Source organism: Neptuniibacter sp. PT8_73 (assembly GCF_047778045.1).
Classification (GTDB): Bacteria; Pseudomonadota; Gammaproteobacteria; order Pseudomonadales; family Balneatricaceae; genus Neptuniibacter.
In genome coordinates this window covers 1,850,135-1,872,338 of the sequence record NZ_CP180545.1, presented here as the reverse complement: position 1 = coordinate 1,872,338, position 22,204 = coordinate 1,850,135, and the positions used below count along the sequence as shown (strand labels likewise).

The 22,204-nt window shown below is 42.4% G+C and carries 25 protein-coding genes; 9 read left to right on the top strand and 16 right to left on the bottom strand.

What is annotated here, in order from left to right; genetic code table 11:
• The first annotated feature begins 235 nt into the window (after nucleotides 1-235).
• Nucleotides 236-3,463: an EAL domain-containing protein gene (locus ACMXYN_RS08445; protein WP_415894381.1), complete on the top strand. Its 3,228-nt coding sequence runs from the start codon at nucleotides 236-238 to the stop codon at nucleotides 3,461-3,463.
• A 97-nt stretch (nucleotides 3,464-3,560) separates the two neighbouring features.
• On the opposite strand, the gene ACMXYN_RS08440 is transcribed toward ACMXYN_RS08445, so the two are convergent.
• From ACMXYN_RS08440 to ACMXYN_RS08390, 11 genes are all read right to left on the bottom strand, one after another.
• Complete coding sequence (locus ACMXYN_RS08440) at nucleotides 3,561-3,824, bottom strand: hypothetical protein (protein WP_415894379.1); 264 nt, start codon at nucleotides 3,822-3,824, stop codon at nucleotides 3,561-3,563.
• Nucleotides 3,825-3,914: 90 nt separating this feature from the next.
• Nucleotides 3,915-4,232, bottom strand: a complete 318-nt coding sequence (locus tag ACMXYN_RS08435) for a hypothetical protein (RefSeq protein ID WP_415894378.1) — start codon at nucleotides 4,230-4,232, stop codon at nucleotides 3,915-3,917.
• A 67-nt stretch (nucleotides 4,233-4,299) separates the two neighbouring features.
• On the bottom strand, nucleotides 4,300-4,617 hold the full coding sequence (locus ACMXYN_RS08430; RefSeq protein WP_415894376.1) for a hypothetical protein: 318 nt from the start codon (nucleotides 4,615-4,617) through the stop codon (nucleotides 4,300-4,302).
• Nucleotides 4,618-4,757: 140 nt separating this feature from the next.
• Nucleotides 4,758-5,492, bottom strand: a complete 735-nt coding sequence (locus tag ACMXYN_RS08425) for a hypothetical protein (protein WP_415894374.1) — start codon at nucleotides 5,490-5,492, stop codon at nucleotides 4,758-4,760.
• Complete coding sequence (locus ACMXYN_RS08420; protein ID WP_415894372.1) at nucleotides 5,492-5,821, bottom strand: hypothetical protein; 330 nt, start codon at nucleotides 5,819-5,821, stop codon at nucleotides 5,492-5,494. Before ACMXYN_RS08420 ends, ACMXYN_RS08425 begins: the two co-directional genes overlap by 1 nt.
• A gap of 90 nt (nucleotides 5,822-5,911) precedes the next feature.
• Complete coding sequence (locus ACMXYN_RS08415; protein WP_415894371.1) at nucleotides 5,912-6,223, bottom strand: hypothetical protein; 312 nt, start codon at nucleotides 6,221-6,223, stop codon at nucleotides 5,912-5,914.
• A 66-nt stretch (nucleotides 6,224-6,289) separates the two neighbouring features.
• On the bottom strand, nucleotides 6,290-6,685 hold the full coding sequence (locus tag ACMXYN_RS08410; RefSeq protein WP_415894369.1) for a hypothetical protein: 396 nt from the start codon (nucleotides 6,683-6,685) through the stop codon (nucleotides 6,290-6,292).
• 107 nt (nucleotides 6,686-6,792) lie between these two features.
• On the bottom strand, nucleotides 6,793-7,389 hold the full coding sequence (locus ACMXYN_RS08405) for a DUF6988 family protein (RefSeq protein WP_415894367.1): 597 nt from the start codon (nucleotides 7,387-7,389) through the stop codon (nucleotides 6,793-6,795).
• A gap of 93 nt (nucleotides 7,390-7,482) precedes the next feature.
• Nucleotides 7,483-7,770 (bottom strand): hypothetical protein, encoded by a 288-nt coding sequence (locus ACMXYN_RS08400; protein WP_415894366.1) that lies wholly within the window; start codon nucleotides 7,768-7,770, stop codon nucleotides 7,483-7,485.
• Between the two features lie 22 nt (nucleotides 7,771-7,792).
• The gene (locus ACMXYN_RS08395) at nucleotides 7,793-8,248 is read right to left on the bottom strand and encodes a hypothetical protein (RefSeq protein ID WP_415894364.1); all 456 of its coding nucleotides are present in this window, start codon (nucleotides 8,246-8,248) and stop codon (nucleotides 7,793-7,795) included.
• 53 nt (nucleotides 8,249-8,301) lie between these two features.
• The gene (locus ACMXYN_RS08390; RefSeq protein WP_415894362.1) at nucleotides 8,302-8,754 is read right to left on the bottom strand and encodes a hypothetical protein; all 453 of its coding nucleotides are present in this window, start codon (nucleotides 8,752-8,754) and stop codon (nucleotides 8,302-8,304) included.
• A gap of 405 nt (nucleotides 8,755-9,159) precedes the next feature.
• Between ACMXYN_RS08390 and ACMXYN_RS08385 the strand changes: the two genes are divergently transcribed.
• Nucleotides 9,160-10,689, top strand: a complete 1,530-nt coding sequence (locus tag ACMXYN_RS08385; RefSeq protein ID WP_415894360.1) for a peptidoglycan-binding domain-containing protein — start codon at nucleotides 9,160-9,162, stop codon at nucleotides 10,687-10,689.
• Between the two features lie 72 nt (nucleotides 10,690-10,761).
• Here the strand turns inward: ACMXYN_RS08385 and ACMXYN_RS08380 are convergent, their stop codons facing one another.
• Nucleotides 10,762-11,997, bottom strand: a complete 1,236-nt coding sequence (locus ACMXYN_RS08380) for a DEAD/DEAH box helicase (RefSeq protein WP_415894359.1) — start codon at nucleotides 11,995-11,997, stop codon at nucleotides 10,762-10,764.
• 2 nt (nucleotides 11,998-11,999) lie between these two features.
• The gene (locus tag ACMXYN_RS08375) at nucleotides 12,000-13,085 is read right to left on the bottom strand and encodes a site-2 protease family protein (protein WP_415894357.1); all 1,086 of its coding nucleotides are present in this window, start codon (nucleotides 13,083-13,085) and stop codon (nucleotides 12,000-12,002) included.
• 121 nt (nucleotides 13,086-13,206) lie between these two features.
• On the opposite strand from ACMXYN_RS08375, the gene arfA reads away from it, so the two are divergent.
• Together arfA and ACMXYN_RS08365 are read left to right on the top strand one after the other, a co-directional pair.
• Complete coding sequence (gene arfA / locus ACMXYN_RS08370) at nucleotides 13,207-13,401, top strand: alternative ribosome rescue factor ArfA (RefSeq protein WP_415894355.1); 195 nt, start codon at nucleotides 13,207-13,209, stop codon at nucleotides 13,399-13,401.
• 382 nt (nucleotides 13,402-13,783) lie between these two features.
• Nucleotides 13,784-14,935 (top strand): hypothetical protein, encoded by a 1,152-nt coding sequence (locus ACMXYN_RS08365; protein WP_415894354.1) that lies wholly within the window; start codon nucleotides 13,784-13,786, stop codon nucleotides 14,933-14,935.
• 131 nt (nucleotides 14,936-15,066) lie between these two features.
• Here ACMXYN_RS08365 and ACMXYN_RS08360 read toward each other — a convergent pair whose 3' ends face one another.
• Both ACMXYN_RS08360 and ACMXYN_RS08355 read right to left on the bottom strand, forming a co-directional pair.
• On the bottom strand, nucleotides 15,067-15,453 hold the full coding sequence (locus tag ACMXYN_RS08360) for a hypothetical protein (protein WP_415894353.1): 387 nt from the start codon (nucleotides 15,451-15,453) through the stop codon (nucleotides 15,067-15,069).
• A gap of 86 nt (nucleotides 15,454-15,539) precedes the next feature.
• Nucleotides 15,540-15,905, bottom strand: a complete 366-nt coding sequence (locus ACMXYN_RS08355) for a hemerythrin family protein (RefSeq protein ID WP_415894351.1) — start codon at nucleotides 15,903-15,905, stop codon at nucleotides 15,540-15,542.
• A gap of 225 nt (nucleotides 15,906-16,130) precedes the next feature.
• Here ACMXYN_RS08355 and ACMXYN_RS08350 point away from each other — a divergent pair, with 225 nt between their 5' ends.
• From ACMXYN_RS08350 to ACMXYN_RS08340, 3 genes are read left to right on the top strand one after another with little or no spacing between them, the layout of a single operon-like run.
• Nucleotides 16,131-17,468, top strand: coding sequence for a vWA domain-containing protein (locus ACMXYN_RS08350; protein ID WP_415894350.1), 1,338 nt, complete (start codon nucleotides 16,131-16,133; stop codon nucleotides 17,466-17,468).
• Nucleotides 17,469-17,493: 25 nt separating this feature from the next.
• Complete coding sequence (locus ACMXYN_RS08345) at nucleotides 17,494-19,230, top strand: sensor histidine kinase (protein WP_415894349.1); 1,737 nt, start codon at nucleotides 17,494-17,496, stop codon at nucleotides 19,228-19,230.
• The gene (locus tag ACMXYN_RS08340; protein ID WP_415894348.1) at nucleotides 19,227-19,919 is read left to right on the top strand and encodes a response regulator transcription factor; all 693 of its coding nucleotides are present in this window, start codon (nucleotides 19,227-19,229) and stop codon (nucleotides 19,917-19,919) included. The genes ACMXYN_RS08345 and ACMXYN_RS08340 overlap by 4 nt, the downstream gene beginning before the upstream one ends.
• Before the next feature lie 9 nt (nucleotides 19,920-19,928).
• Here ACMXYN_RS08340 and ACMXYN_RS08335 read toward each other — a convergent pair whose 3' ends face one another.
• Entirely contained in the window at nucleotides 19,929-20,336 is a 408-nt protein-coding gene (locus ACMXYN_RS08335) for a GNAT family N-acetyltransferase (protein ID WP_415894347.1), read from the bottom strand.
• Nucleotides 20,337-20,600: 264 nt separating this feature from the next.
• Here ACMXYN_RS08335 and ACMXYN_RS08330 point away from each other — a divergent pair, with 264 nt between their 5' ends.
• Nucleotides 20,601-21,374 carry an ABC transporter ATP-binding protein gene (locus ACMXYN_RS08330; RefSeq protein WP_415894346.1) on the top strand — a complete coding sequence of 258 codons (774 nt, stop codon included), beginning with the start codon at nucleotides 20,601-20,603 and terminating at the stop codon, nucleotides 21,372-21,374.
• 43 nt (nucleotides 21,375-21,417) lie between these two features.
• On the top strand, nucleotides 21,418-22,167 hold the full coding sequence (locus tag ACMXYN_RS08325; protein ID WP_415881302.1) for an ABC transporter substrate-binding protein: 750 nt from the start codon (nucleotides 21,418-21,420) through the stop codon (nucleotides 22,165-22,167).
• Nucleotides 22,168-22,204 lie beyond the last annotated feature (37 nt).

Genomic DNA, 22,204 nt, shown 5'->3' with positions numbered 1-22,204 from the left:
GTATCGGCTATAGGAAAAATAAGATAACTTGATCAACAAACCCAACCAACTTATGGTTGAGAATAATACTGACCATAAGAATAAGTATTAATAGACCAAGCGATAATGCCTAAATATTAGCTCTTCCTCTATTCTGTATTGAATAACAAGAATTGAAGCGCACTCAAGGCCTCAAACAAAAATTCAATACTTACAGGCAGCTATAAGTTTTGCGATAGCAGTACGGAGTTTACGTTTGATTAGCAAAAAGATCCGCCAAGTTTTTTCTGATTTATCCCATTCTCCACTCGCGCAAAAAACTTTGCTTCAGATGAGCATCCGCCTCTCTGTTGTCATCTCCCTCGCCGCTATAATCAGCTATGCGCACATTTTTGGAATACTTCATGATCAAGTCGAAGACAGTCTCCGTGTTTACATCACAGAGCGAGGTGAAAAAGAAAGTCAGATTTTCCTCAATGCTCAGCTCAACCACCGATTATTCGAAGAACAATTTTTAAAGCAATGGCCCGAGCGCTCAAAACAAGCTGAGCCCGAAGATTTTGATCTTTTATTTGAAAGACGCTCTGATCAAACCCGTAGATTAAGCAAAGAGGCTTTCACAGGTATACGTCGTCCTGACGGAACCTACAGTCAACATATCAGCGCATTTGTTGGTACTAATGCGCCTAACACTGACGAGTTCGCCAATAAACTCAAGCTAAGTTACCAATTAATCGATCGCTATGCCGATGCTTTCACACAACACTACGCAAACCTTTATGTCTCAATGCCGGAAAACGTTAATATCGTATATTGGCCAAATATTCCCTGGGGCGAACAAGCAGAATCGAACCTAGATGTAACTATTGAAGAGTGGGTATATATCTCTACCCCGCAGAACAACCCTCAGCGAGACCATGCATGGACAGGATTGTATTTTGATCCTACAGCTGATGAATGGATGGTATCCCTCGTTACGCCTGTCGATTATAACAAGCAACACCTGATCAATGTCGGTCACGATATTTTACTTAATGACCTCTTCGACAGTGTATTCAATGACAAACTACCAGGTACTCACAACTTTGTTGTAAGAAAAGATGGCCGCGTTATCGCCCACCCTGATTTAACTGATGAGCTTAATCGTACCAAAGGCATCCTACATGCCAAAGATAGCAATAATTACACCATCACCAATCATGTAAACGAAGTACTTTCCTATGCAAAGGCTCATAACGAGTCGATCTTCATACTAGAACCGGATTCGGCCAATGCTCTTCTCGCCATCACTAAAATAGATGGACCGGATTGGTATTTTGTAACCGTTTACCCTAAATCACTACTTTCATCTACAGCATTACAAACCGCCTACATTGTTTCAGTAGTGGGCATCCTATCTTTGATAGTTGAACTGGTAATTTTGTTCTTCATCCTAAAAGGCCAAGTACTCTATCCACTTGGCATTTTTAGACGCTTCTCAAATGCCATGGGCGACAATGATTTTGAAGCGATCAAGGACGTTAAGCGCAGCTCTATTGCAGAGCGAAAAGATGAAATGGGCGAACTGGCCACCACCATGATTACGATGGCCGAACATATCGAACAACACCAAATATTACTCACAGACGAAGTAAATACGAAAACACGAGAGCTTAGCCAAGCACATGAAGTACTCAAATCGGAGGCGCGCTCTAGAGAAGAGATCACTCAATTACTCCAAACTATCGCAAGAGACGTGTCCGGCCTGCAAGGTTTCTCATATTTCGAAACACTGGGAGAGTTCCTATCAAATGCGCTCAATGCAGACATGGTGATCATATCAAAACTCTCTGAAGATAAAGAAAACATTGATGCCCTCGCCGCATATATCGATAAGCAGAAAGTTGAAAACCTAAGCTACCCTCTCGCAGGCACGCCTTGTGAAACCGTAATTGAAGAAGGGTCAATGGTATTTAACGGTAATGTTCAAGAACTCTACCCAGACGATGAAGACCTATTTAAGCTTGACCTCAAATCCTACATCGGCACCCCAATGTACGATGGTAAAGGACAGGTAATCGGCCACCTAGCAGTATTGAAACGAAACGTATTTGAACAAACAGGAAAAACACAACTGATCATCGACTCAGTTACCTCACGGGCAGCTAGCGAGCTTATACGGAACGTTCACGAACAGATCATCAATCATCAAGCTCGAACAGATGCTCTAACAGGTTTATATAACCGCGCCATGTTTATGGATCTGATGTCACAAGCGATCCATTCTGCCGCCCGTCATGAACGAAAACTAGCCATAATCTTTATCGACTTTGACAATTTTAAACTCGTCAATGACCAACTCGGGCACAGTGAAGGTGATAAATTACTTGTTGAAGCAACAAAAAGGTTGAAAAGCACACTACGAAGTGAAGATATTCTTGCGCGCTTTGGTGGAGATGAATTTATCGTTCTATTACCACAAATCGACGATAGTCAGTCCGTAGAAGCTGTAACTCGTCACATGCAGAAGTTACTGGCAAAAGACGTTCAGCTAGATACAACCTCATTAACCATATCCTGCAGTATGGGTGTTGCCATCTACCCCGAAGATGGTTCAACAACTGATACCCTGATCAATCACGCCGATACCGCCATGTATCGAGCAAAAGACTTGGGCCGAAACAACGTTCAATTCTTTACCGAAGATATGAACGTTCGCATGGAGCTGCAACGTGAGCTAGAACACGATCTTCGCCAAGCGATTAGCAAACAAGAATTTGAGCTTTACTATCAGCCAATCATCAATATCCAAACAAGGGAAATAGCTAAAGTAGAAGCGTTAATACGATGGAAACACCCTCAACGCGGCCTAGTTTCGCCTGATCAGTTCATACCATTTGCAGAACAAAGCGGACAAATCGTCTCCATTAGCGAATTTGTATTAAAACAAGCCTGTATTGATCTACCAAAGCTAAAAGAGCATTTCAAATCACTTAAAAGTATTTCCATCAACTGCTCAGCTCGCTTATTTCAGAACAACACCTGGATTCAGGATATCCAAGATACTCTAAATGAGTACTCGGTTAGCAGTAGCGACATAGAGTTTGAAATTACTGAAAGCCTGTTCATGGACAGCCACGATCAATCTGTAATGCAAACGCTAACGGAAATTCATAATCTAGGCATCAGAATTTCACTTGATGACTTTGGAACGGGTTACTCTTCCCTATCTTATCTAAAACGCATGCCCGTTGATTGCCTCAAAATAGACAAGAGCTTTATCAAAGACGTACTAACACAATCTGAAGAAAAACGACTGGTTGCAGGCATTATTGATCTAGCCAAAAACTTTAATCTTGAAGTAGTTACCGAAGGCGTTGAAACACAAGAGCAATACCAACTTTTAACTGAGATGGGGTGCGATCTTGTACAAGGCTATTACTTCTTTAAGCCAGCGCCTGTAGAGCAGTTGCTGACTTGTGACGCAGAACGAGATCTACGATGATTTTGTAGGTTATTGCTACCTACAAAATTAGGAACACCGCCAAAAAGGGCTTAGTGCATGTTGAGCCCAGCCTGGAGAGCGATAATTGATAGCCTTGTTAGGAACAGGATTCATTAGAGAGTTCTGGTGGTGGCGTACTCGTCATACCTGCACAATTACCGACTTCCGTTTTTTCGATAATTGCCCACATATACGAATCACCTGACTGCGGAAATGTGAAGTAATCAGTTGGTGTGCCATTGATAATAAAATGGCCTATGTGTTTTATTTCTTCTGCCTTGACTGAATCTGGGTCACTTTCATCTTCCCCAAACTCTAAACGAAGATAATCAGCTATCCATTGTTTATCTGTTTCTTCCATGCTAGCTCCTGACGCTTTAGTAATGGGCCGTATTACTGCGAAGCAGCGCAGTTTGCGGTCCAGCCCGGTGGGCGATTATTAACAAACTAGTTATGTGCCAAGTGTAATTTGTAACACATGACCATTTATAGCTGTATACATGAACGTTGGATCTCCTGCTTCCATTCTTTGCTTAAAGCCATAGGAGCTGAAAACATGCACTCCTTCAGAAAGTAAGCCGATAGAGTACGATAAATTCGAGATTGTAATTGCAGCACTAATTGACAGCGTTATCCCACCATGAAGCCTTATTAGCTTTTCAGTTAGATCGAAACGATCGTCATCAGTCCTACTCATCTCAAATTCAAGTGTGATTGCACCTTCACTTTCTTGATTAGAACTAAACACTATAACTTTAGGATCTTTCATAAGAGCACATAATGTCCGCCTCAACTACCGGAGGTCAGGTTGCAGGCGCTTGTTAGGTTTATTTCATTCACCAGCTCGTATTTGTGATTCTGTAATCATATAAATCCTGACCAATTTTGAGAGGAATTTCTTCTAATTGGTTACGTGGATCAACAGGATTAAGTACACGATTAAATGAAGGACCTAATTTTATCTCATGGCCGCCATCGCTCGTAAGTACTAACCTTCTAGGGTCTACTTTATCTTGGGAAATACTGTACTCAATGGTTGTTGTTGAATATCCATCATAGAATTCAGCAGTACCGCCAGAAAAATCTGATAGAAGGACAGGATCTATATTTTTCTCTATTTTTAAGCTCAAGTTGACCTGGGTATCTAAATCCATAGTGTCTGACTTTACCGTGTATAAAATATAACTCTTCAAAATACATCCTTTTGAATTAATACTTGGAGTCTGATATCAGCAAAACCTAACGCCCAAAGAAGCGGCGCGTTTCCGCGTCCGCCTGCCTTTGTTTGTTAGATTTATTGCTCCTGCTGCTGAGTGAGAACAACTAATCCAGATACCTTTGCTGGCTCGAAGCGCATAGAGAAGCCTTTAAAGTATTGCTTAGGTTTAAGTTGACCTGTAACAATAGCAACTCCATTATCAATCGATACGCGAATATTATACGCCTTAGATTCCCTGACGCTTTCTAACCTAGCATCCACTATTTCAAAACCGTTTTTCGGCGGAAAAACCAGCCTAAAAGATCTAGGGATCTTGGAATACTCAGAAAATGACTGCTTAATTTCAAGTACCTCCGGTTCTGGTGGCGGCGGTTCAGAAATTACCACTCGAGTCGAGAAGCTTGATTCGGCCTCCCTGAAAAGATTTTTATTTCTTACCTTTGCTTCAAAGCGGTATTCACCAGGCTCATGGATTTCTCTCTCAATATTAAGCTCGGAGACATCTTCGACTATGTCATTGTTGATGGACCACTGAACCAAATAGTAATCAGATGCTTCTGCAACGCATGAGACAGTGCTTGGAGCTGTTTCGCTAGTGGCTTGGCACTTTACGAAGACATATGCTTCGGGTTTCTTTACTGATTGGTATAGCGTTGGGGTAATAGCTAAAACTACTCCCAATGTGGCTATCCATAAACTTACTTTAGATGATTTCAGATCTGATTTAGAAAACAGTAGTACTGAAGCCATCCCAAGCGCCCCAAGAACAACTAGACTAATAAGAACAAGAGGCCATACTCCGTCAATCATTAGCTCGACTCCTTATTGGTCATTAGAATATTCACCGCACTTACCCAACCCAAGCCCGCAGTTACAGCTTGCACGGGATTACTTGGTGAAAAAAGGACAGCACCGACTGCCGCGCCCAGAAAAACTGTCAACACAAAGTCCATTCTGTCGTAGAAAACTTTCTGCCTTTCAGGAAAAAGGCGCTGAAGAACATCTACCGCCCCGTTGAACCCTTTAGAAAAGGAAAATAAATACATAACCAAGGAACCTAAAAGTGTAGTGCCGTAGATTAATATCCACGTCACCCAAAATGGCTGGTTCGCCATAATTGTGAAAGACTCATTTTCCATCTGATATTACTCTCCGGTTCACGAGTGAAATCTAACGCTTAAAACAGTTGCGCGCAGAGCGCGTCGAAATATTTTTTCTTGTTATGTGTTTTAGCCATGAAATTGCTCCCAAGCGACTGATTCAATTTCACCAGTTAACTCCTCTCCAGATTCATTAAACAACTTATAAGTTTCTTGATACTTACTAATAGAAGCACAACCTTCAAGGCCAAGTAATACTGTATACAAAGAATCAGTGAGGGCATCACCAACAATACTTTTCACCAATGCAATTTGTTCGGAATTCAGCCCTGAATCCTCTAGTTTTTTCAAGCGAGATATTTCACAGTTTGAAGAGAAATACTCCTTCTGAATGCTGTCTCTAAGTTCTTTAAATTCATTTACAAATTCGTCAGGAGTCATGACTTATCCTTTGACACATAACGCTTACAGCAGTTGAGCGCATTGAGCGTCAACTGGCTGTTTTTGTTAGAGCTGATGAAATTCACGTAAAAATTCTTTTCTATCCACCGTAAACTTACGGTGACCATCGTGATTCAACGCACGTTTATTCTCTGTAAATGCTGGAGAGATAACACCCCAATTGGAATTTCTAGCAAAGAAAATGACAACATCAACATTACTACCTTCCCAAGCATTATGAACTAAGTGGTCTTCACCACTTGCTTCTACAGTTTTGACTTGAATTCGATAATAGCTAGGACCATCTGATATAAGGATATCTGTTTGGTGCCCATGATCTAAGATTGGTAAAAACACTTGCCAGCCATCTTGCATAAGCCAACTTACAACCATGCTTTCGTAAGATGTGTTTTTAAGTGCTTGGTGTGTCCCGGGTTTAGTTTGAGTTAGCCTTCTTGGCACGATATTAATTCCCTTATTTTCTCTAACGCCCGTCTTTGGGGCTGGTTTGTAGCTGTGAAGCAGCGAAAAAGCCGTCCCAGCCGCGTAGCGGCGACAACAGCCGCTTGTTAGAGAGCGCTACTCCATTCTTTTTGTTTTTCAAGTAGCTCACTCATACCTTTTTCATCATCAATTATTTGTAATAAAAAACATGCGCAAAGCATATAGTATTGGTTCCTTGCTTTTATCAACTGCAAGATTTCTTCTTCTGGATAGTTTGGCTCAATTGCAGAAGCAGTAACTCTTCTAATTACATGCTCCATACCTCCGTGAGTTAAGCCATGAAAATCATCCTTATTTAACTCGGACATACCTGCAATAAATTGCCCGCCTGTTTCAGGTTCACTGCCGATATCATTCAGCATATTTTTAAATCCTGGCGGCTTTCCTTCTATAAATTTAACGACTCCGTCTTCTGAAGCATGCTCTAGCAACCATACACCCCTGACATAAGCCTCGTGTAGTGATCTGAATAGTGTAAATGCAGGGCCTGGAAGATTATTTTCAAATTGAAGAAGTATTGAATCAGCGATATCGAGGGCATGCTGCAGTAAAGCCACACCTACACGTGTCCGATCATCACTCGGAACAGTTATGTCAGACGTTTTACTATGTACCCAAAGCCCAATTTCTTTGGCCTTTCCGATGTTTTCACTAATGTTCATGATGCTCTCTAACACAAAGCTTTGGGGCCGGAGTGTAGGAGCGAAGCGACGGAACGAAGGTCCCAGCCGCAACGCGGCGACAACAGCGTATTGTTATGTGTTTTTTGCACTATGGTATTGCTCGTGAAACTCCTTAACTCTACTAGCTACTTCTGGAATTTGACTTGCAAGAGTGTTTCCCCAGGCGCTAAGCAAAGTTGAGTTTTTAATGTGCTCTTGAACACCTGTTTCGTTAATAAGATCAAGAGCTTCTTCCTCTATAGTTGCCGCCTCATATCCGAGAATATCATAGGCGTCAGACCTAACATTGTAATTTTTAGCAATTTCCTTCAATTCTAGAGAAAGCTCAATTCCTATTTTTGATAACGTAACTCTATCCATGACTCAACACCACAGTCACTTGTTAATTGCTTCCAATAACGAACTTATCATTGTGTAGCCCTAAAAACCATTTGCCATCTTTGGAACATGCTATTACCCCTGGCGGCCAGTCAAAAATTTGCCAATATTGTGCATATAATTTGGCATTGACCATAACCACCCAGTCGGGCTGGTAAATCAGAAATATGTTTTCTTCAGGAGTGATTTTGTTCAGCCAATTAGATATTTCATTTTCATTTGCTTCATCATTCCATTGGTCGAGCGTAATATTTCGTTGGGTTTGCTTTGTAAACAGGTCTGTATTCAAATTAAGATCTTCATTGTCAGGAGATAGAGTTAAAGCAAACTTCCAAACCTCTTTCGCTTTAATTTTCGATAGAGGTTTTATCTGATCATATGGAGCACCTTCTTCCTTGTTCCAGCCAAGAAAGATAAATTCCTTTATATCCGTAATGTCAGCTTCGGTGATTTCTATCATAGACAATTAACGCTTAAAGCAGCCGCGCAGTACGCGTCGGATGCCTTTCCTTGTTATGCATTTGCTAATTCCGTGAACAGTTTTACGGGGAACTCGTGCTCACCCCATAGTTCTTTATATTTTTCTGGACCGACATTCTGATGAATGTGCCACAGAACTTTAGTAATTTGATGGACAATTCTGGATGAAGAACAGGAGCCTTGTAGCATTGGCTTAAATCCTGACTCTGAACCCATACCCCAGCTGGCCCAATCATTGTACCAGCGAGCTTCATAATTGGCCTGTTCCCCTTCGAGCGTTACTAAGAATAGTAATTCTCCAGGCTCATCCATGAAAACAACTTTGGACTCCTTGTGCCCAGCCTTAATAGAAATTGCCATTTCAGCAAGCTCACGCAAACTATCGTGCAGGTACGATACGGGGCTATCTATAGTGGTTTCACCATCAGAAATAAATACCTCGGCCCATCCGTGTTCTTGTAATTTATACTCGATGCTAAATTTCATAATGGTACTGCATAACAGCTAAATATATGTCAGATTGACGTATTTAATCGCGTCAATTTGACATATATCTCCAAGAAATAATATTAGAAGTAAATTGTAACGAGTTGATTAACATAAGCTTTCCTTGCTTAGCAGATTTTGAGCTTCGAGAAAAAGCGTCAATTTGACGTACTATCCTGACATAACCTTAAAACAGATTAAACACTGTATGCAAAACCAGTCCCACATTACCTGTGGTATCTGATTACCTGACCTAACAAAATCAACTTCCCCTCTCTTTCTATTGCATAACCACCCTCTTGATTTCTTACTTTTAATTACATTAGAAAAATCCCATAAAGCTGAGCTTAAGGTTCGGAGCTTAGAATCGCCATTGTCCAAATGAACCCAACTTCAGGAAGAACAATGGTTATTACAACTAAAGGTGCAGCAAAACTAACTCTAATATCAAGCGCTATCCTACTTGCAGCATGTAGTGCGAGTAACCCACAACAATCCCCATACTCTGCAGCAGAATTAGAGCAACGCAATCAAGCGTTACTTGAACGCGAAAAAGAAGTATCTAAGCGTGAAGCCCAAGCTCAAGATGCATTAGCACGTAGCCAAGCTGGTGGTGATGAGCTGTTGCCTCCAAATGCAAAAGCTGGTGAATGCTATGCCCGCGTTTGGGTTGAGCCTACTTACCAAAACTACACTGAGCAGATGCTAGTGAAAGAGGAAAGTGAAAAGGTAGATATTATTCCGGCTCGCTTCGAGAAAGTTACTGAACAACTGCTTGTTCAGCCTGCTGGCGTGAAGATGGTTGCTGTTCCGGCTAAATACGAAACCGTTACTGAACAAAAGCTTGTTCGTGAAGCGGGCACCCAATGGCTAGTTGCTTTAAACAAAGGCAGTGCACCAGCGAGCTCTGAGCTACTGAAAGCAGCGGCTAATCACGGCATCAATCTTAATGCAGCAACACCAGGTATGTGTTTCCACGAACACTATCTACCAGCTAAGTTTGAGCAGGTTAACGAAAGCGTACTTGTTCAAGAAGCTTACGATGTCGTTGAAACAGTACCGGCTGAATACCGCTGGGTAGAGAAGAAAGTACTGGTTAAAGAAGCTAGCTCTCGAATCGAACAGGTTCCAGCGCAGTACTCTTCTGTTTCTGAGCAAGTTGTAGACGTACCTGCTCACACAACTTGGAAAAAAGGCACAGGCCCAATCCAGAAGATCGATGAAGCAACTGGCGAGATCATGTGTCTAGTTGAAGTACCAGCTACGTACAAAACTATCACTAAGCGCGTTCTAGCAAGCCCTGCGACTACGCGTACTGTCGAGATCCCAGCTGTATACAAAACAGTTAAGGTTAAAGAGTTGGTATCTGAAGCGCGTGAGATTCGTAAAACAATCCCTGCGAAGTACAAAGACGTAGCCGTAACTAAGAAAGTTGCTGATGTTGGCTTTACATGGCACGAAGTTCATAACCATGAGCACCCTGCTAGCACACGTACAGGCAATCAGATCTGTTTGACTGAGCACCCTGCCCAATACAAAACAATCAATCGCCAAGTTGTAGCGCAAGAAGCAACAACTAAGAAGATCGAAATTCCAGCTAAGTATGAAACTGTAACTGTTACTAAAGAAGTTTCCCCTGCTTCTGAAAAACGCACAGTGATTCCTGCAGAGTACAAAACTGTATCTCTAAGCAAAATCGACAAAGCTGGCTTTATGGAATGGCGTTCGATTCTTTGTGAAACCAATATGACACAAGCAACGATCATGGATATCCAGCGCGCTTTGGCTGCAAAAGGATATAACCCAGGTCAGATTGATGGTGTTGTAGGCAGTGACACTATGAGTGCGATAAACAACTTCCAGCGCGACGAGAAGCTACCGACTGATAAATATATCAATATCGACACAGTAAAAGCGCTTGGCGTAGGTATCTAAGCTCTGATTTTTGATATTTAAAGCGTCCCCCAAAGCTCTGGTATGGAATGCTGTCCGCTACCGGAGCTTTTTTTATCTCTTGAAAGCGCGCTTTTTAGCACGTCTTTTCTGCGCTGCCTTAGTATTGTTTCGAGTAATTTCTATTTCCCGAGTCAGATCCGGCTCAAAACCTTGTAACCACTGCTGCGGTAAACGCGTATCAAGCAGGACCTCGATCTCTTCCAATAGATGATTCTGCTCTTCTATTAACAATGAGATAGCAACGCCCTTCTTACCTGCTCTACCAGTTCTTCCAATACGGTGAACATAGTCAGCTGCTTTGAATGGCATTTCGTAATTGATTACGGCTGGCAGGCTATCGATATCTATACCGCGCGCCGCTACATCTGTCGCAACAAGCACTTTTAGCTGTCCCATCTTGAACTGCTCTAAAGCCTCTTCCCTCAGCTTTTGTGATCGATCTGCATGTATGGCATCGGCGGATATCTTCGCTTGTTTAAGAGCCCCTACTAGCTTATCAGCGCCCTGCTTTGTATTACAAAAGACAATCACTTGTGACCAGTCATGCTTTTCGACTAAGTGACTGACAATCGCTGATTTACGATCAGGGTCGCAGTTATAAACGATCTGATCGACATCAGCCGCAGAGGAATTACGCTGATCTACTTCGATACGCTCGGGCTTAACTAATAAATTTTTACTAAAACGATAGATGGAATCACTTAAGGTCGCCGAGAAAAGCAGTACCTGCCTAGGCTGCACGTCACGCTTAGGCAACTTGCTTAAAACTGCTTTGATCTCATCTTTAAAGCCCATATCCAACATTCGGTCAGCCTCATCAAATACTAGATGAGTGACTTGCCTAAGATTTACAGCTTTCTTTTTATGTAGATCCAATAAACGACCGGGCGTAGCCACCAGCAGATCGATCCCTTTCTTAATTTGATCCACTTGCGGGCCAATGCCCACACCACCATAAACTACCGCTGATCTAAACCCTGTTCCTTTGGCATATTTCTTAAAACTGTTATTCACCTGCTGAGCTAACTCTCGTGTGGGCGCCAACACTAAAGCTTTGAGCTTTTTATTTTGATCACTACTAAAATCAGGATCGGTCAGTATGGATTGCAAAATGGGCAACGCAAAGGCTGCTGTTTTACCGGTACCTGTTTGTGCACCAACAAGGAGATCTTTACCAGACAGAATGACAGGTATCGCTTCAGCTTGAACGGGAGTAGCTTCGCTATAACCTGCGGTATGTATCGCTTCGATTAAACTCTCGCACAAAGGCAAAGTGTCAAACTTCATAATCAACTTCCAAGAATTTGTAATGGCAGTGCAAGTGCACTGTTACCTTGTTGTCCTAAGATCCAGATCACCCAACATAAACCACCCACAGTAGCAAAGTACCAAAGTGCTGATACGACCTGACCGTAACGAGCCAATGGCAATAGTTGACTACTGTGACGGTGTTTCCATTCGAGCACAATCTCGATACTGCCCACAGCCAGCAAGAAGCCTAATAGCGCCATACCAAAGTAATAACTAATTACGACACCGGCTAAAGCACCGATAACGCAGATCACTAGACCAAATACTGAGTTAACCGAAAAAGCGATACTTTTTAGGACGTGGCCACCATCTAACGGTAATACCGGCAGCAAATTAAATAGATTGAGCAAGGCATTGAAGGCAGCAATACCCGCCAAGATCTCAATATCCGTCAACCAATATAGAACCAGAGCAACTACGGATAGAAATAACCCAAATACCGGCCCCATGATAGAGATATAGACATCTTGCCAACGGGTGTTAATACGATCATCAGATAAAGCCAAACCACCTAAAAACGGCACCAGATAGATGCCCTTTGTATTTAAACCAAAACGCTTCATGGCACGCACATGGCCATATTCATGGAAGACCAAACAAAGGATCAGTGCTAACGCGAATTCAAAGGAGAATAACCAGCTATACGCCGCCAGACTTCCTGCAGCAAACAGAACCTTAATGACTTTGGCACTTTTAAACAGCTTAAGGCCTAACGATGCCATACCTAGTATGCTGATCTTATTTGGCTGTTTAACGACATTCTCAACCACTTGGGTTTCGATATCCTTTTCGGCTAACTCACCACTTCCAAGCTTCTGATCAGCAACTGCTAGCTCATATTCCAGATTAAAGGGTTGCCAAGTGAGTGACAAAGTTAGAACACACTCAATCTCTTCGCCTGTTCCAGTCATTAGCGCGAATCGGTGCTCTGTAGTCTCAGAAGGATCAGCGCTCGCCGCTATTTGAGACACCAACTGGTTATCCCAATACAGTGCCTGCCATCCAGCCATTGAGCCTTCAAGACGTAAAGTTTTGCCTAGACAATCGATGCGTAACAGCTGCACGGTAATTCCTGTTGCTTATAAATGAGTGTTTATCAAATAAGCGGCGCATTATAGCCAATCAGCGTTATAATGCAGCTTCTGCAATTAGAGAACATCAAATTACATTAACAAGGACACAGGTATGAAAACGAAAACAACCGTATCCTCAATGCATGAGGTGGATACAGGTAGAGGAAAGATCAAACAAAATCACTTAGCAGCATTGGTCACTTCAAAGGTTTTTAAATCCCAAGTGGTCAAAGCTAAAAAAGGTAAAGGCGCTTATAAACGCAAAGACAAACACAAAGGGCGAGAGTCCTATTTAATAGCGGCTTAGTTAGTTTCAAACTGTCAGATACTAATTCAAGCTACTATCAAATAGGGTTCTTGCAAATAGGGTTCTTACCATTGTGAGGTTACAGCTTTATTTCCTGCTGAGTCGCACAATGTATGCTGCCGCCGCCCGAAGTACCCCCCATCTATAGCCAACCTTCTAATCATCGCCAATTCTTATAACTATTGGATTTATTGAACCCCAAAAACAAAAACCACTAATATTGTTTTAATGCCAATCCAGAAACACCGTATTTGCTGACCCTTAACCTAACTGTACCTTGGTACAGTGTTTGAAAATGGATTTACAGGTATACTACGCGAAATTCAGTTATGGCGACGCTTCAAAGCAAGCATGCTTTAGAGGCTATTAAGGAGTGTATCTCATGTGGACTAAGAACTTACTGGCTACATCAATGACTACTGCGTTACTTTTTAGCGCTTCAGCAAATGCCACAACTCAAAACGATGAAGTCCAAGACTCTGTCTTTGGGTGGGGTAAATGGAGTGCGAGCATCCAGACCGCAGCAGGTCCTGGTGTAACTGGTGCTGCAGTTTTACCTCTGCTAAGTGGTTTTGCACAACCGCAAAACAACATAAATTCTGATGCTTTCGTTGCCAATACTGAAGGTAGGTCTACAGGCAGAACAGCTGCAGTTACAGAAGGCGAAACTATCATCGATAATGCAGGCTTACGTCAATACCAAGCGTGGTACTCGGCAAATGCTCATGCACAGCCTAATTCTACAGAAAGAGCTTATTTCACCGAGTTTGAATATGATGAAGAGAGCAATGCATTAAATTATGCTGTAGGTACTGACGCAGGAGAACAGACACACAATCCTCGTCAGGCGTTTTACGAAGATGAACAAAGCGCATTTGTTAGTACTGAGAAGCTAAGCCGCGACAAAACAACCATCGATAAAATTAAGCTTGGCGGCGGCTTAAAGATCATAACTCAAGAGCAAACTGTTCTTAGAAGCCAACAAACTATTACTGTAAGTAGCCCAGAAGAAGATTCCAACGTATTTTACGGATCACTCTCTGATTTCCTTCAAGAGCGCTCCAGAACAAGATCCGGCCTAAAACTGAAAAATACTTGGCTAGGCGGCACGCCACCATGGGGAACATGGAGCAAATGGGAAGACAGTCCAGCTAACAACAGCAGTAATTTCATTTACGGTCAAAGTGCTAGCATTGATGCAGTAACACAAGTACTTTCTGGAGCCGGAACAGCTGTATATTCTGGGGGATTCATGGGCTTTGGAGGTGGAGTAGAACTTACCTTAGATTTCGGAAAGAAATCTTGGAGTGGTAGTTTCAATCCAAATAACGCCCCAGCTTTTGCCATTGCAAAAGGTACTTTCAAAGGTGTTGATTTAGCAGGTAAAGTTACCGCAACTAAAAACATAGCTTCAGGTACTGTAGACGCATCGTTCTTTGGATCTAAAGCACAGCATATTGGCGGCATAGCAGATATTAAAGGCACCAAAGGTGAGCGCTTCGTAGAAGTATTTGGCACTAGTAATATCAAATAATTTTTAAGCTTTTTCTAAAAGGCCGTATCTTGAAAGTACGGCCTTTTTTGTATTTAAGCAGTAGTATCATAAATCTGTTAGATGCACGACACCCAGCCCTCCCAACAAATAATCAAATTAAACTTCGAGTATTATTTCCAACGAACCACATCCCCGTGATCGAAAACGTGGCCAGAAGCGACTTTACGGTAGTTTATAAATATATTGCTGTAAGAGACGCCGCTACGTTTGGATATAGAGAAAGCCACAGATTCCATCATCGCTTCAACACTATCCATTTTATGGAAGCTTGGGGCATGAAGGTCAACAAGAATAGGATGACTGCCATTTTGGGGCTGACTAGCTGGCATTAGGCCCGCTACAGCATAGTGACGTGAAGGAATGTATTCCCACGTGACTGTGATATGTTCGATACTGACATCTGTGGCACGAGCAAGATCTGTAGTTATCCCTTTAATCATATTTGGGATATCGCATTCATCTTCGAAGGGTAAAGATTTTATACAGATTAATGGCATTGTCCGACTCACAGAAAATGATGAAGGTTCGAACTTAAAACATGCGTACCACGAACACAAGACCTTAACATATGATTAATAGAAGCTTATTTAACTTTGGATTCCATTATGTAAGCTTCAAGCTTCTTATCTACACCGAAGATATGGCGTTTCAGCCACTCAGTAAGAAAGTCAGAGAGCATATCTCTTAGCTGTGCATCATAGGTGTGATGGTCATCCAGCATTTTTTTAAGTTCAGCTCGAAATTTATTATGGGCTTGAAGATGTACACCGAAGTCAGGATAGTTCAGCGTTTGCATGTACGCTTCTTCTAAGCAGAAATGGTGATCGGCATAATCATGTAAGCGCGTAAAAGTGGATACATCAACCTGCTCCGCCTTGATCTCATCGATCAGTTCAAACAGGACTTGATGCTGTTGGTCTTGCCAAATAAGTTCACTGGTGAGCGTCATATGAAGCTCCTGATTATAGTTATTTTTACAGCGTAACTTTTATTATGTATCAACTATTAACTTAGGATACTGATCTAAATCACCCTTAGACCAAACGGTTTGTAACAAACAGCTTGCGAGGTTTTTACAAATCTTTTACAACTTCTATAAATCTATCTGACTTTCTATAGGCGGAACTGACCTAAATTTGCAGCATGTGATTAAGGTTAATAAAGGACGAAAATCATGAAAGCGCACCGCCTACCCAAAATTCTGCTAGCAACACTGCTTACTGTTGCTGGACCTCTACTCAGCCAAACCGCTACCGCCAAACAGGTTGATCTTAATATCAATCTAGCAACGCCCGTGATGACAGCTGAGCAAAACCACAATGCATTTATCAAAATCTCTTTAGAGGGGATTAAACAAGAAAGTCAGCAACAACGTGTAGCTGCCAATATTGCGATTGTTCTAGATAAGTCCGGTTCAATGCAGGGCGATAAGCTGTATCGCGCAAAAGAAGCCGCGATCATGGCAATCAATCGCCTAAATCAAAACGATATTGTTTCTATTGTGAGTTACGACAACCGCGTTAATGTTGTTGTACCAGCGACAAAGGTTAGCGATAGCAACAGTATTGCTCGCGCAATCAATAAGATCCAAGCCCACGGTAACACTGCGCTATTTGCCGGTGTCAGCAAAGGCGCACAAGAACTACGTAAGTTTCTCGATTTAAATAAAGTTAACCGTGTCATTCTACTTTCCGATGGCTTAGCCAACGTAGGACCAAGCACACCGAATGAGTTGGGTAAGCTAGGTCTCTCTTTAGCTAGAGAAGGTATGAGTGTAACGACTATAGGTCTAGGCCTTGGCTACAACGAGGACTTAATGACTCAGCTTGCAGGTTTTAGTGACGGTAACCATGCTTTTGTAGAGAATGCTGACGACCTAGCACGTGTATTCCAATACGAATTTGGCGATGTCTTGTCCGTGGTTGCTCAAGGCGTTGATATCCAGATTCGTTGCTTAAACGGTGTAAAACCTTTGCGCATTATCGGCCGTGAAGCTGAGATCGAAGGCAATATGGTTAAAACACGTTTGAACCAACTATATAGCGAGCAAGAGAAGTTTATTATCCTCGAGGTAGAAGTACCGTCACAACAGGATAAGAGCAGCATCAACTTAGTCGATGTCGATGTAAACTACTTAGATCTTCTAAACAAACGAAAAGAAGCTCTTTCTAGCTCGGTTGCAGCAAATTTTACTCGTTCCGAGCAAGAAGCTAAGGATGCAATCGATACCCGTACTTATGAAGCTGCAGCAGAACAGGTTGCCAACGAACTAAACCGTGAAGCAGTACAAAAACGTGACCAAGGCGATATTGAAGGTGCTAAATCTATTTTGCAGCAAAGCGCTGATTATCTAGATAACTTAGGTACCTCTCTAGCCTCCCCTAAACTGCTAGAGCAGAAAGCAGAAGCGCTACAAGACGCAGAAGAGCTTGATGATGAACAAGAATGGGGTAAAAAACGTAAAGAGCTTAAAGAACGTCAATATAAACGCGCTAAACAGCAAAGCTACTAACCGCCTAGGTAACTGAGAATCTATTGTGAATAAGACGATCCTATTGCTAATCAGCCTGATACTCATCCCTGTCGTTATACTAGGTTGGTTAGCGGCTCGTCTGGAAACAAATCAACAAGCCCTTCTCTCTCATCAAATCGAAGGGTTGGTTGAAATAAAACTCGAAGAGATCGATCAACAGTTCCAGAATCACTTCCAAAGCTTAGAGCAAGCGTTCAATGCTGAATCCGAATTGCTACTGCAAAGCAAAGATACTCAATACCCAGAAGCAACACTAAAGGACCTCAGCCAATCTAGCCCATATATAGAACAGGTATTTGTGATCTCCTCTGAAGGCTCTACGCTGTTTCCATCAGAATCATCCAAGAACCCAAGTGAAATTGCGTTTTTACAATCAACTAAACGCCTACGTTCATCACCCGATATATTCCAAATTCAAAACAAAGCACCTGAGCAGATAAATCTTGCAGCTAGCCCGTATAGCGCACAACTTAAAGCTGCCCCAGAATCAAAACGGATCGAGCTGTCAGCTCCAAGCCAACTAGCTTCTAATATTGCAGCAGATAGCGTAGCCGAGATTGCTATATCCTCTGCAGAGTCTTTGGCCTCAATGCCTTCTATATCGTTTATCGATTCGGGTTGGATCGCTTGGTTTAATAACAGTCAGCTGCAACATATCTATTGGCGTAAAGATTCAGAGGGTGCGCTATTAGGCTTTTCTATTAACAGTGCTCGATTGCTGTCAGATCTAATCAACTCACTACCTTCCAGTAATGAGCAAGACAATAGCAATCAAGCGATTGCTCTGATCAACAGTCGTGGTGAAGTGCATTACGAATGGGGCGATGCCACAATCGAGACTCAGCAGTTCAAACCGCTGGATAGCCTGCCGCTAAGTCATCCTCTTGGTAGTTGGAAATTAGAGTATTACTCCCCTAACCTTGCCCAGCCAACCTCAAACTGGATTGAGAAACTATCCATTCTCTCGATCACACTTTCTGGATTATTAATCCTTGCTTGGCTGATCTATAGAGAACACACCAGAACAACGCGCCTAGCCGAACAAAGAGTAAACTTTGTTAACCAAGTCTCCCACGAGCTAAAAACGCCCCTGACGAATGTTCGGATGTATGCTGAGATGCTTGAAAGAAAGCTTGATGACGAAGATAGCAAAGCTCAGCGCTACCTATCTGTGATTAATAGTGAAAGTCAGCGTCTTTCACGCTTAATAGAAAACGTACTGACCTTCTCAAAGCTTGGTAAAGAACCAAAGCCCCTGCACCTACAACCCGGGACATTAAAAGAGTGTGTTGAACATACAGTCGATGTGTTTATGCCCTCTTTAACTCAACATGGTCTGTCTGTTGAATTAGATCTGCAATGCGATAAACAAGTCATGTTAGATCAGAACTGTATTGAGCAAATTCTAAATAACCTACTCAGCAATTGTGAAAAGTATGCACCTCAAACAGGTGCCATACTGATCCGCTGTTACAGCGATAACCAGCAAAGCTATATAGAAGTTGAAGATGCCGGTGAAGGGATCTCTGAATCCCTTTGGGAGAGCGTTTTCTCTCCTTTCTACCGCATCAGTAATAAATTAAGTGACGGTGTATCTGGCACTGGTATTGGTCTTAGTATTGCCAGAGAGATGGCTAGAAAACACGGTGGTGATCTGGTGATTATTCCTAGCGATCTTGGCACCTGTTTCCGTCTAGAGCTACATACACCTGATAGTCATCACAGGGAGCCCAAACAATGAAAATTCTGATCGCTGAAGATGATCTAAATATTAGGCTTGGGCTTTGTGATCTATTAGAAGATGAAGGTTACACCTGCATTGAAGCGTCTAATGGGGCTGATGCGCTAGTGCTGTTTGCTCAACATCATCCAGATCTGGTTTTACTCGACATTATGATGCCAGAGTTAGACGGTTATGCCGCCTGCAGAAAAATCCGCCAGTTAGATGAACAAGTTCCTGTTATCTTTATTACCGCCAAATCTGAGGAGATTGATCAGGTGCTTGGCTTAGAGCTAGGCGCGGACGATTACATCAAAAAGCCCTTTGGCACTCGAGAAGTGATCGCGCGTATTAGAGCCGTGATACGCCGCTGCTCACCGAAAGATAGATCGCCAACCCAAACCGCGAATAATCAATTCGAGCTGGCTGATCTCGTAGTTTACCCTGAGCAAATGCGCGCTGAACGCGATGGAAATAAGATTGAGCTAACCCTGCGTGATGTAAAAATACTTGAGCTTCTTTATCAAGAACAAGGCAAGGTCGTAACAAGAGATATGCTGTTTGATTTCTGCTGGGGCCGAAATTATCTACCAAGTAGCAGGACACTAGACCAACACATTTCCAAGCTAAGAAAACTGATTGAAGTAGATCCCAAACAACCGCAGATAATCACTACCGTCCATGGTATTGGCTATCGCTATGATGGCTAAGAATGACGCTTAGTGCTCGTTTCCTTCATAGATCCACATGGATGACGTTTCCCCAGCCTTCTCAAACCCTAAGGATTTATAAAACCGAATCGCATTTCCATCAGCCGTTAACATCTGCTGGTGGAAACCTTTATAACGTTTTTTCATCGCTTGCATAATCTTGCTACCGATGCCACAACGGTGGAAATCTGGGTCCACCAGCATGTGCGGATAATAAACGACGAGATGCCCATCTGAGATTGCATTGGCTAAGCCAACTAGCCTACCATCGATCCGAGCAGTAATTAAACTATGTGAATTTCTTAATGCTGCTAAAAGCGCTTTTGGTTTTTCAGCAGATGACCACTCATTAGCCTTATACAGAGCAACAACCTCATCCTCTCGGATTACATCTGTACAATTTATATCCACAATCATCAAATTTCCTTAAATTTTTTGCCTAAAATTAGTTTAGTGGAATTACCTGTCTTTGGCAGATTGATCAGCAATGAATCCCATTAAAACGGCTCAAACAGTAGAATCCACTAATACACCACAAGCCCCGTATTTAAAGGGCTACAGACATGTATAGATTAACAAATTTATTCATGATCATTTGATCAATCTGCCATTGCGAACACTATCTGATTTTGCTGTAATTCGCCGCTTTCGTTTAAAAAGGTACACTGGAGTACCGGTTTTATGGCTGACGCAAAGCTCGCTCTGGAAATACAAGACCTTCATAAAAGCTATGGCGCTTTGGAGGTTATTAAAGGCATCTCACTACAAGCTGAAGTTGGCGATGTGATCTCAATTTTGGGGTCTAGCGGCTCAGGTAAAAGTACTTTCTTACGCTGCCTTAACCTACTTGAATCCCCTTCCGCAGGAAGCATCAGTTTTGCATCTGAGCCATTAAAGCTTAAGCAAACCAAAGATGAAGGTTTGCAAACCGCGGATCAAAAGCAGTTAGAACGAATCCGCGCATCGATTGGTTTTGTATTTCAAAACTTCAATCTATGGCCTCATATGACCGTGATCGAAAATATCATGGAAGCCCCTATTCATGTCCTTAAACAAGATAAGCAAACTGCTAGAGATAAAGCAGAAACCTATCTTAAAAAAGTGGGCTTATACGACAAACGAGATAGCTATCCTAACCAGCTATCCGGTGGCCAACAGCAACGCATCGCTATCGCACGCGCATTAGCGATGGAACCCCAAGTTTTACTCTTTGACGAACCAACCTCTGCACTTGATCCAGAACTTGTCGCAGAAGTTCTAAATGTTATGCGAGAACTCGCAGCTGAAGGACGCACGATGTTGATCGTCACCCATGAGATGCGTTTTGCCCGTGAAGTATCCAGCAAAATTGTATTTCTACACGAAGGCCAAATTGAGGAGATGGGCACACCTGATGAGGTGTTCACCAATCCTAAATCTGAACGCTGCAAAGCATTTTTAAGCAGCCATTTCTAATCCAGCCTGCAACTAACAATAAATATTCCGCGAGGATCATAAGATGGGATTTAAGAAATTAATTACAACAACAGCACTTGTTGTCTCTACTCTGGCAGCTCCTGCCTTTGCTGGCGATAAAATCCGTATCGCTACTGAAGGAGCATACGCGCCCTTCAACACAATCAATGCTGATGGCGAACTAGCAGGTTTTGATGTAGATATTGCTAAAGCACTTTGTGAAGAGATGAAAGCTGACTGCAAAATCGTAGCTCAAGATTGGGACGGCATCATTCCTGGCTTAAAAGCACGTAAGTACGATGCAATCATTGCCAGCCTTTCAATCACACCAGAGCGTCAACGTGTTGTAGCGTTTACTGATCACTACTACTCAAACTCTCTTGGTTTTGTCAGCGGTAAAGATGGCGATTTCGATCCAAACGCCCTAAAAGGCAAAACCATTGGTGCACAACGTGCAACAATTGCAGGCCAGCACCTAGAAGATAACTACTCTGACAAAGCTTCAGTCAAACTATATGACACTCAAGGTAACGCTTACCTAGATCTAGCGAGCGGCCGTTTGGATGCGATCCTTTCAGACAAACTACCTGCTTACGATTGGTTGCAAACCGAAGAAGGTAAAAACTTCGAATTTCGTGGCGATAAGATCGATGTTAACGACAAGATCGCTATCGCAGTCCGTAAACGCGATGGTGAATTGAAAGAGAAGTTCAACCAAGCATTAAAAGCGATTATCGAGAACGGGACTTACGAAAAGATTAACGCTAAGTACTTCCCATTCTCTATCTACTAAGCTTAAACACTGAAAACTAGGGAAAAGCAGGATAAAA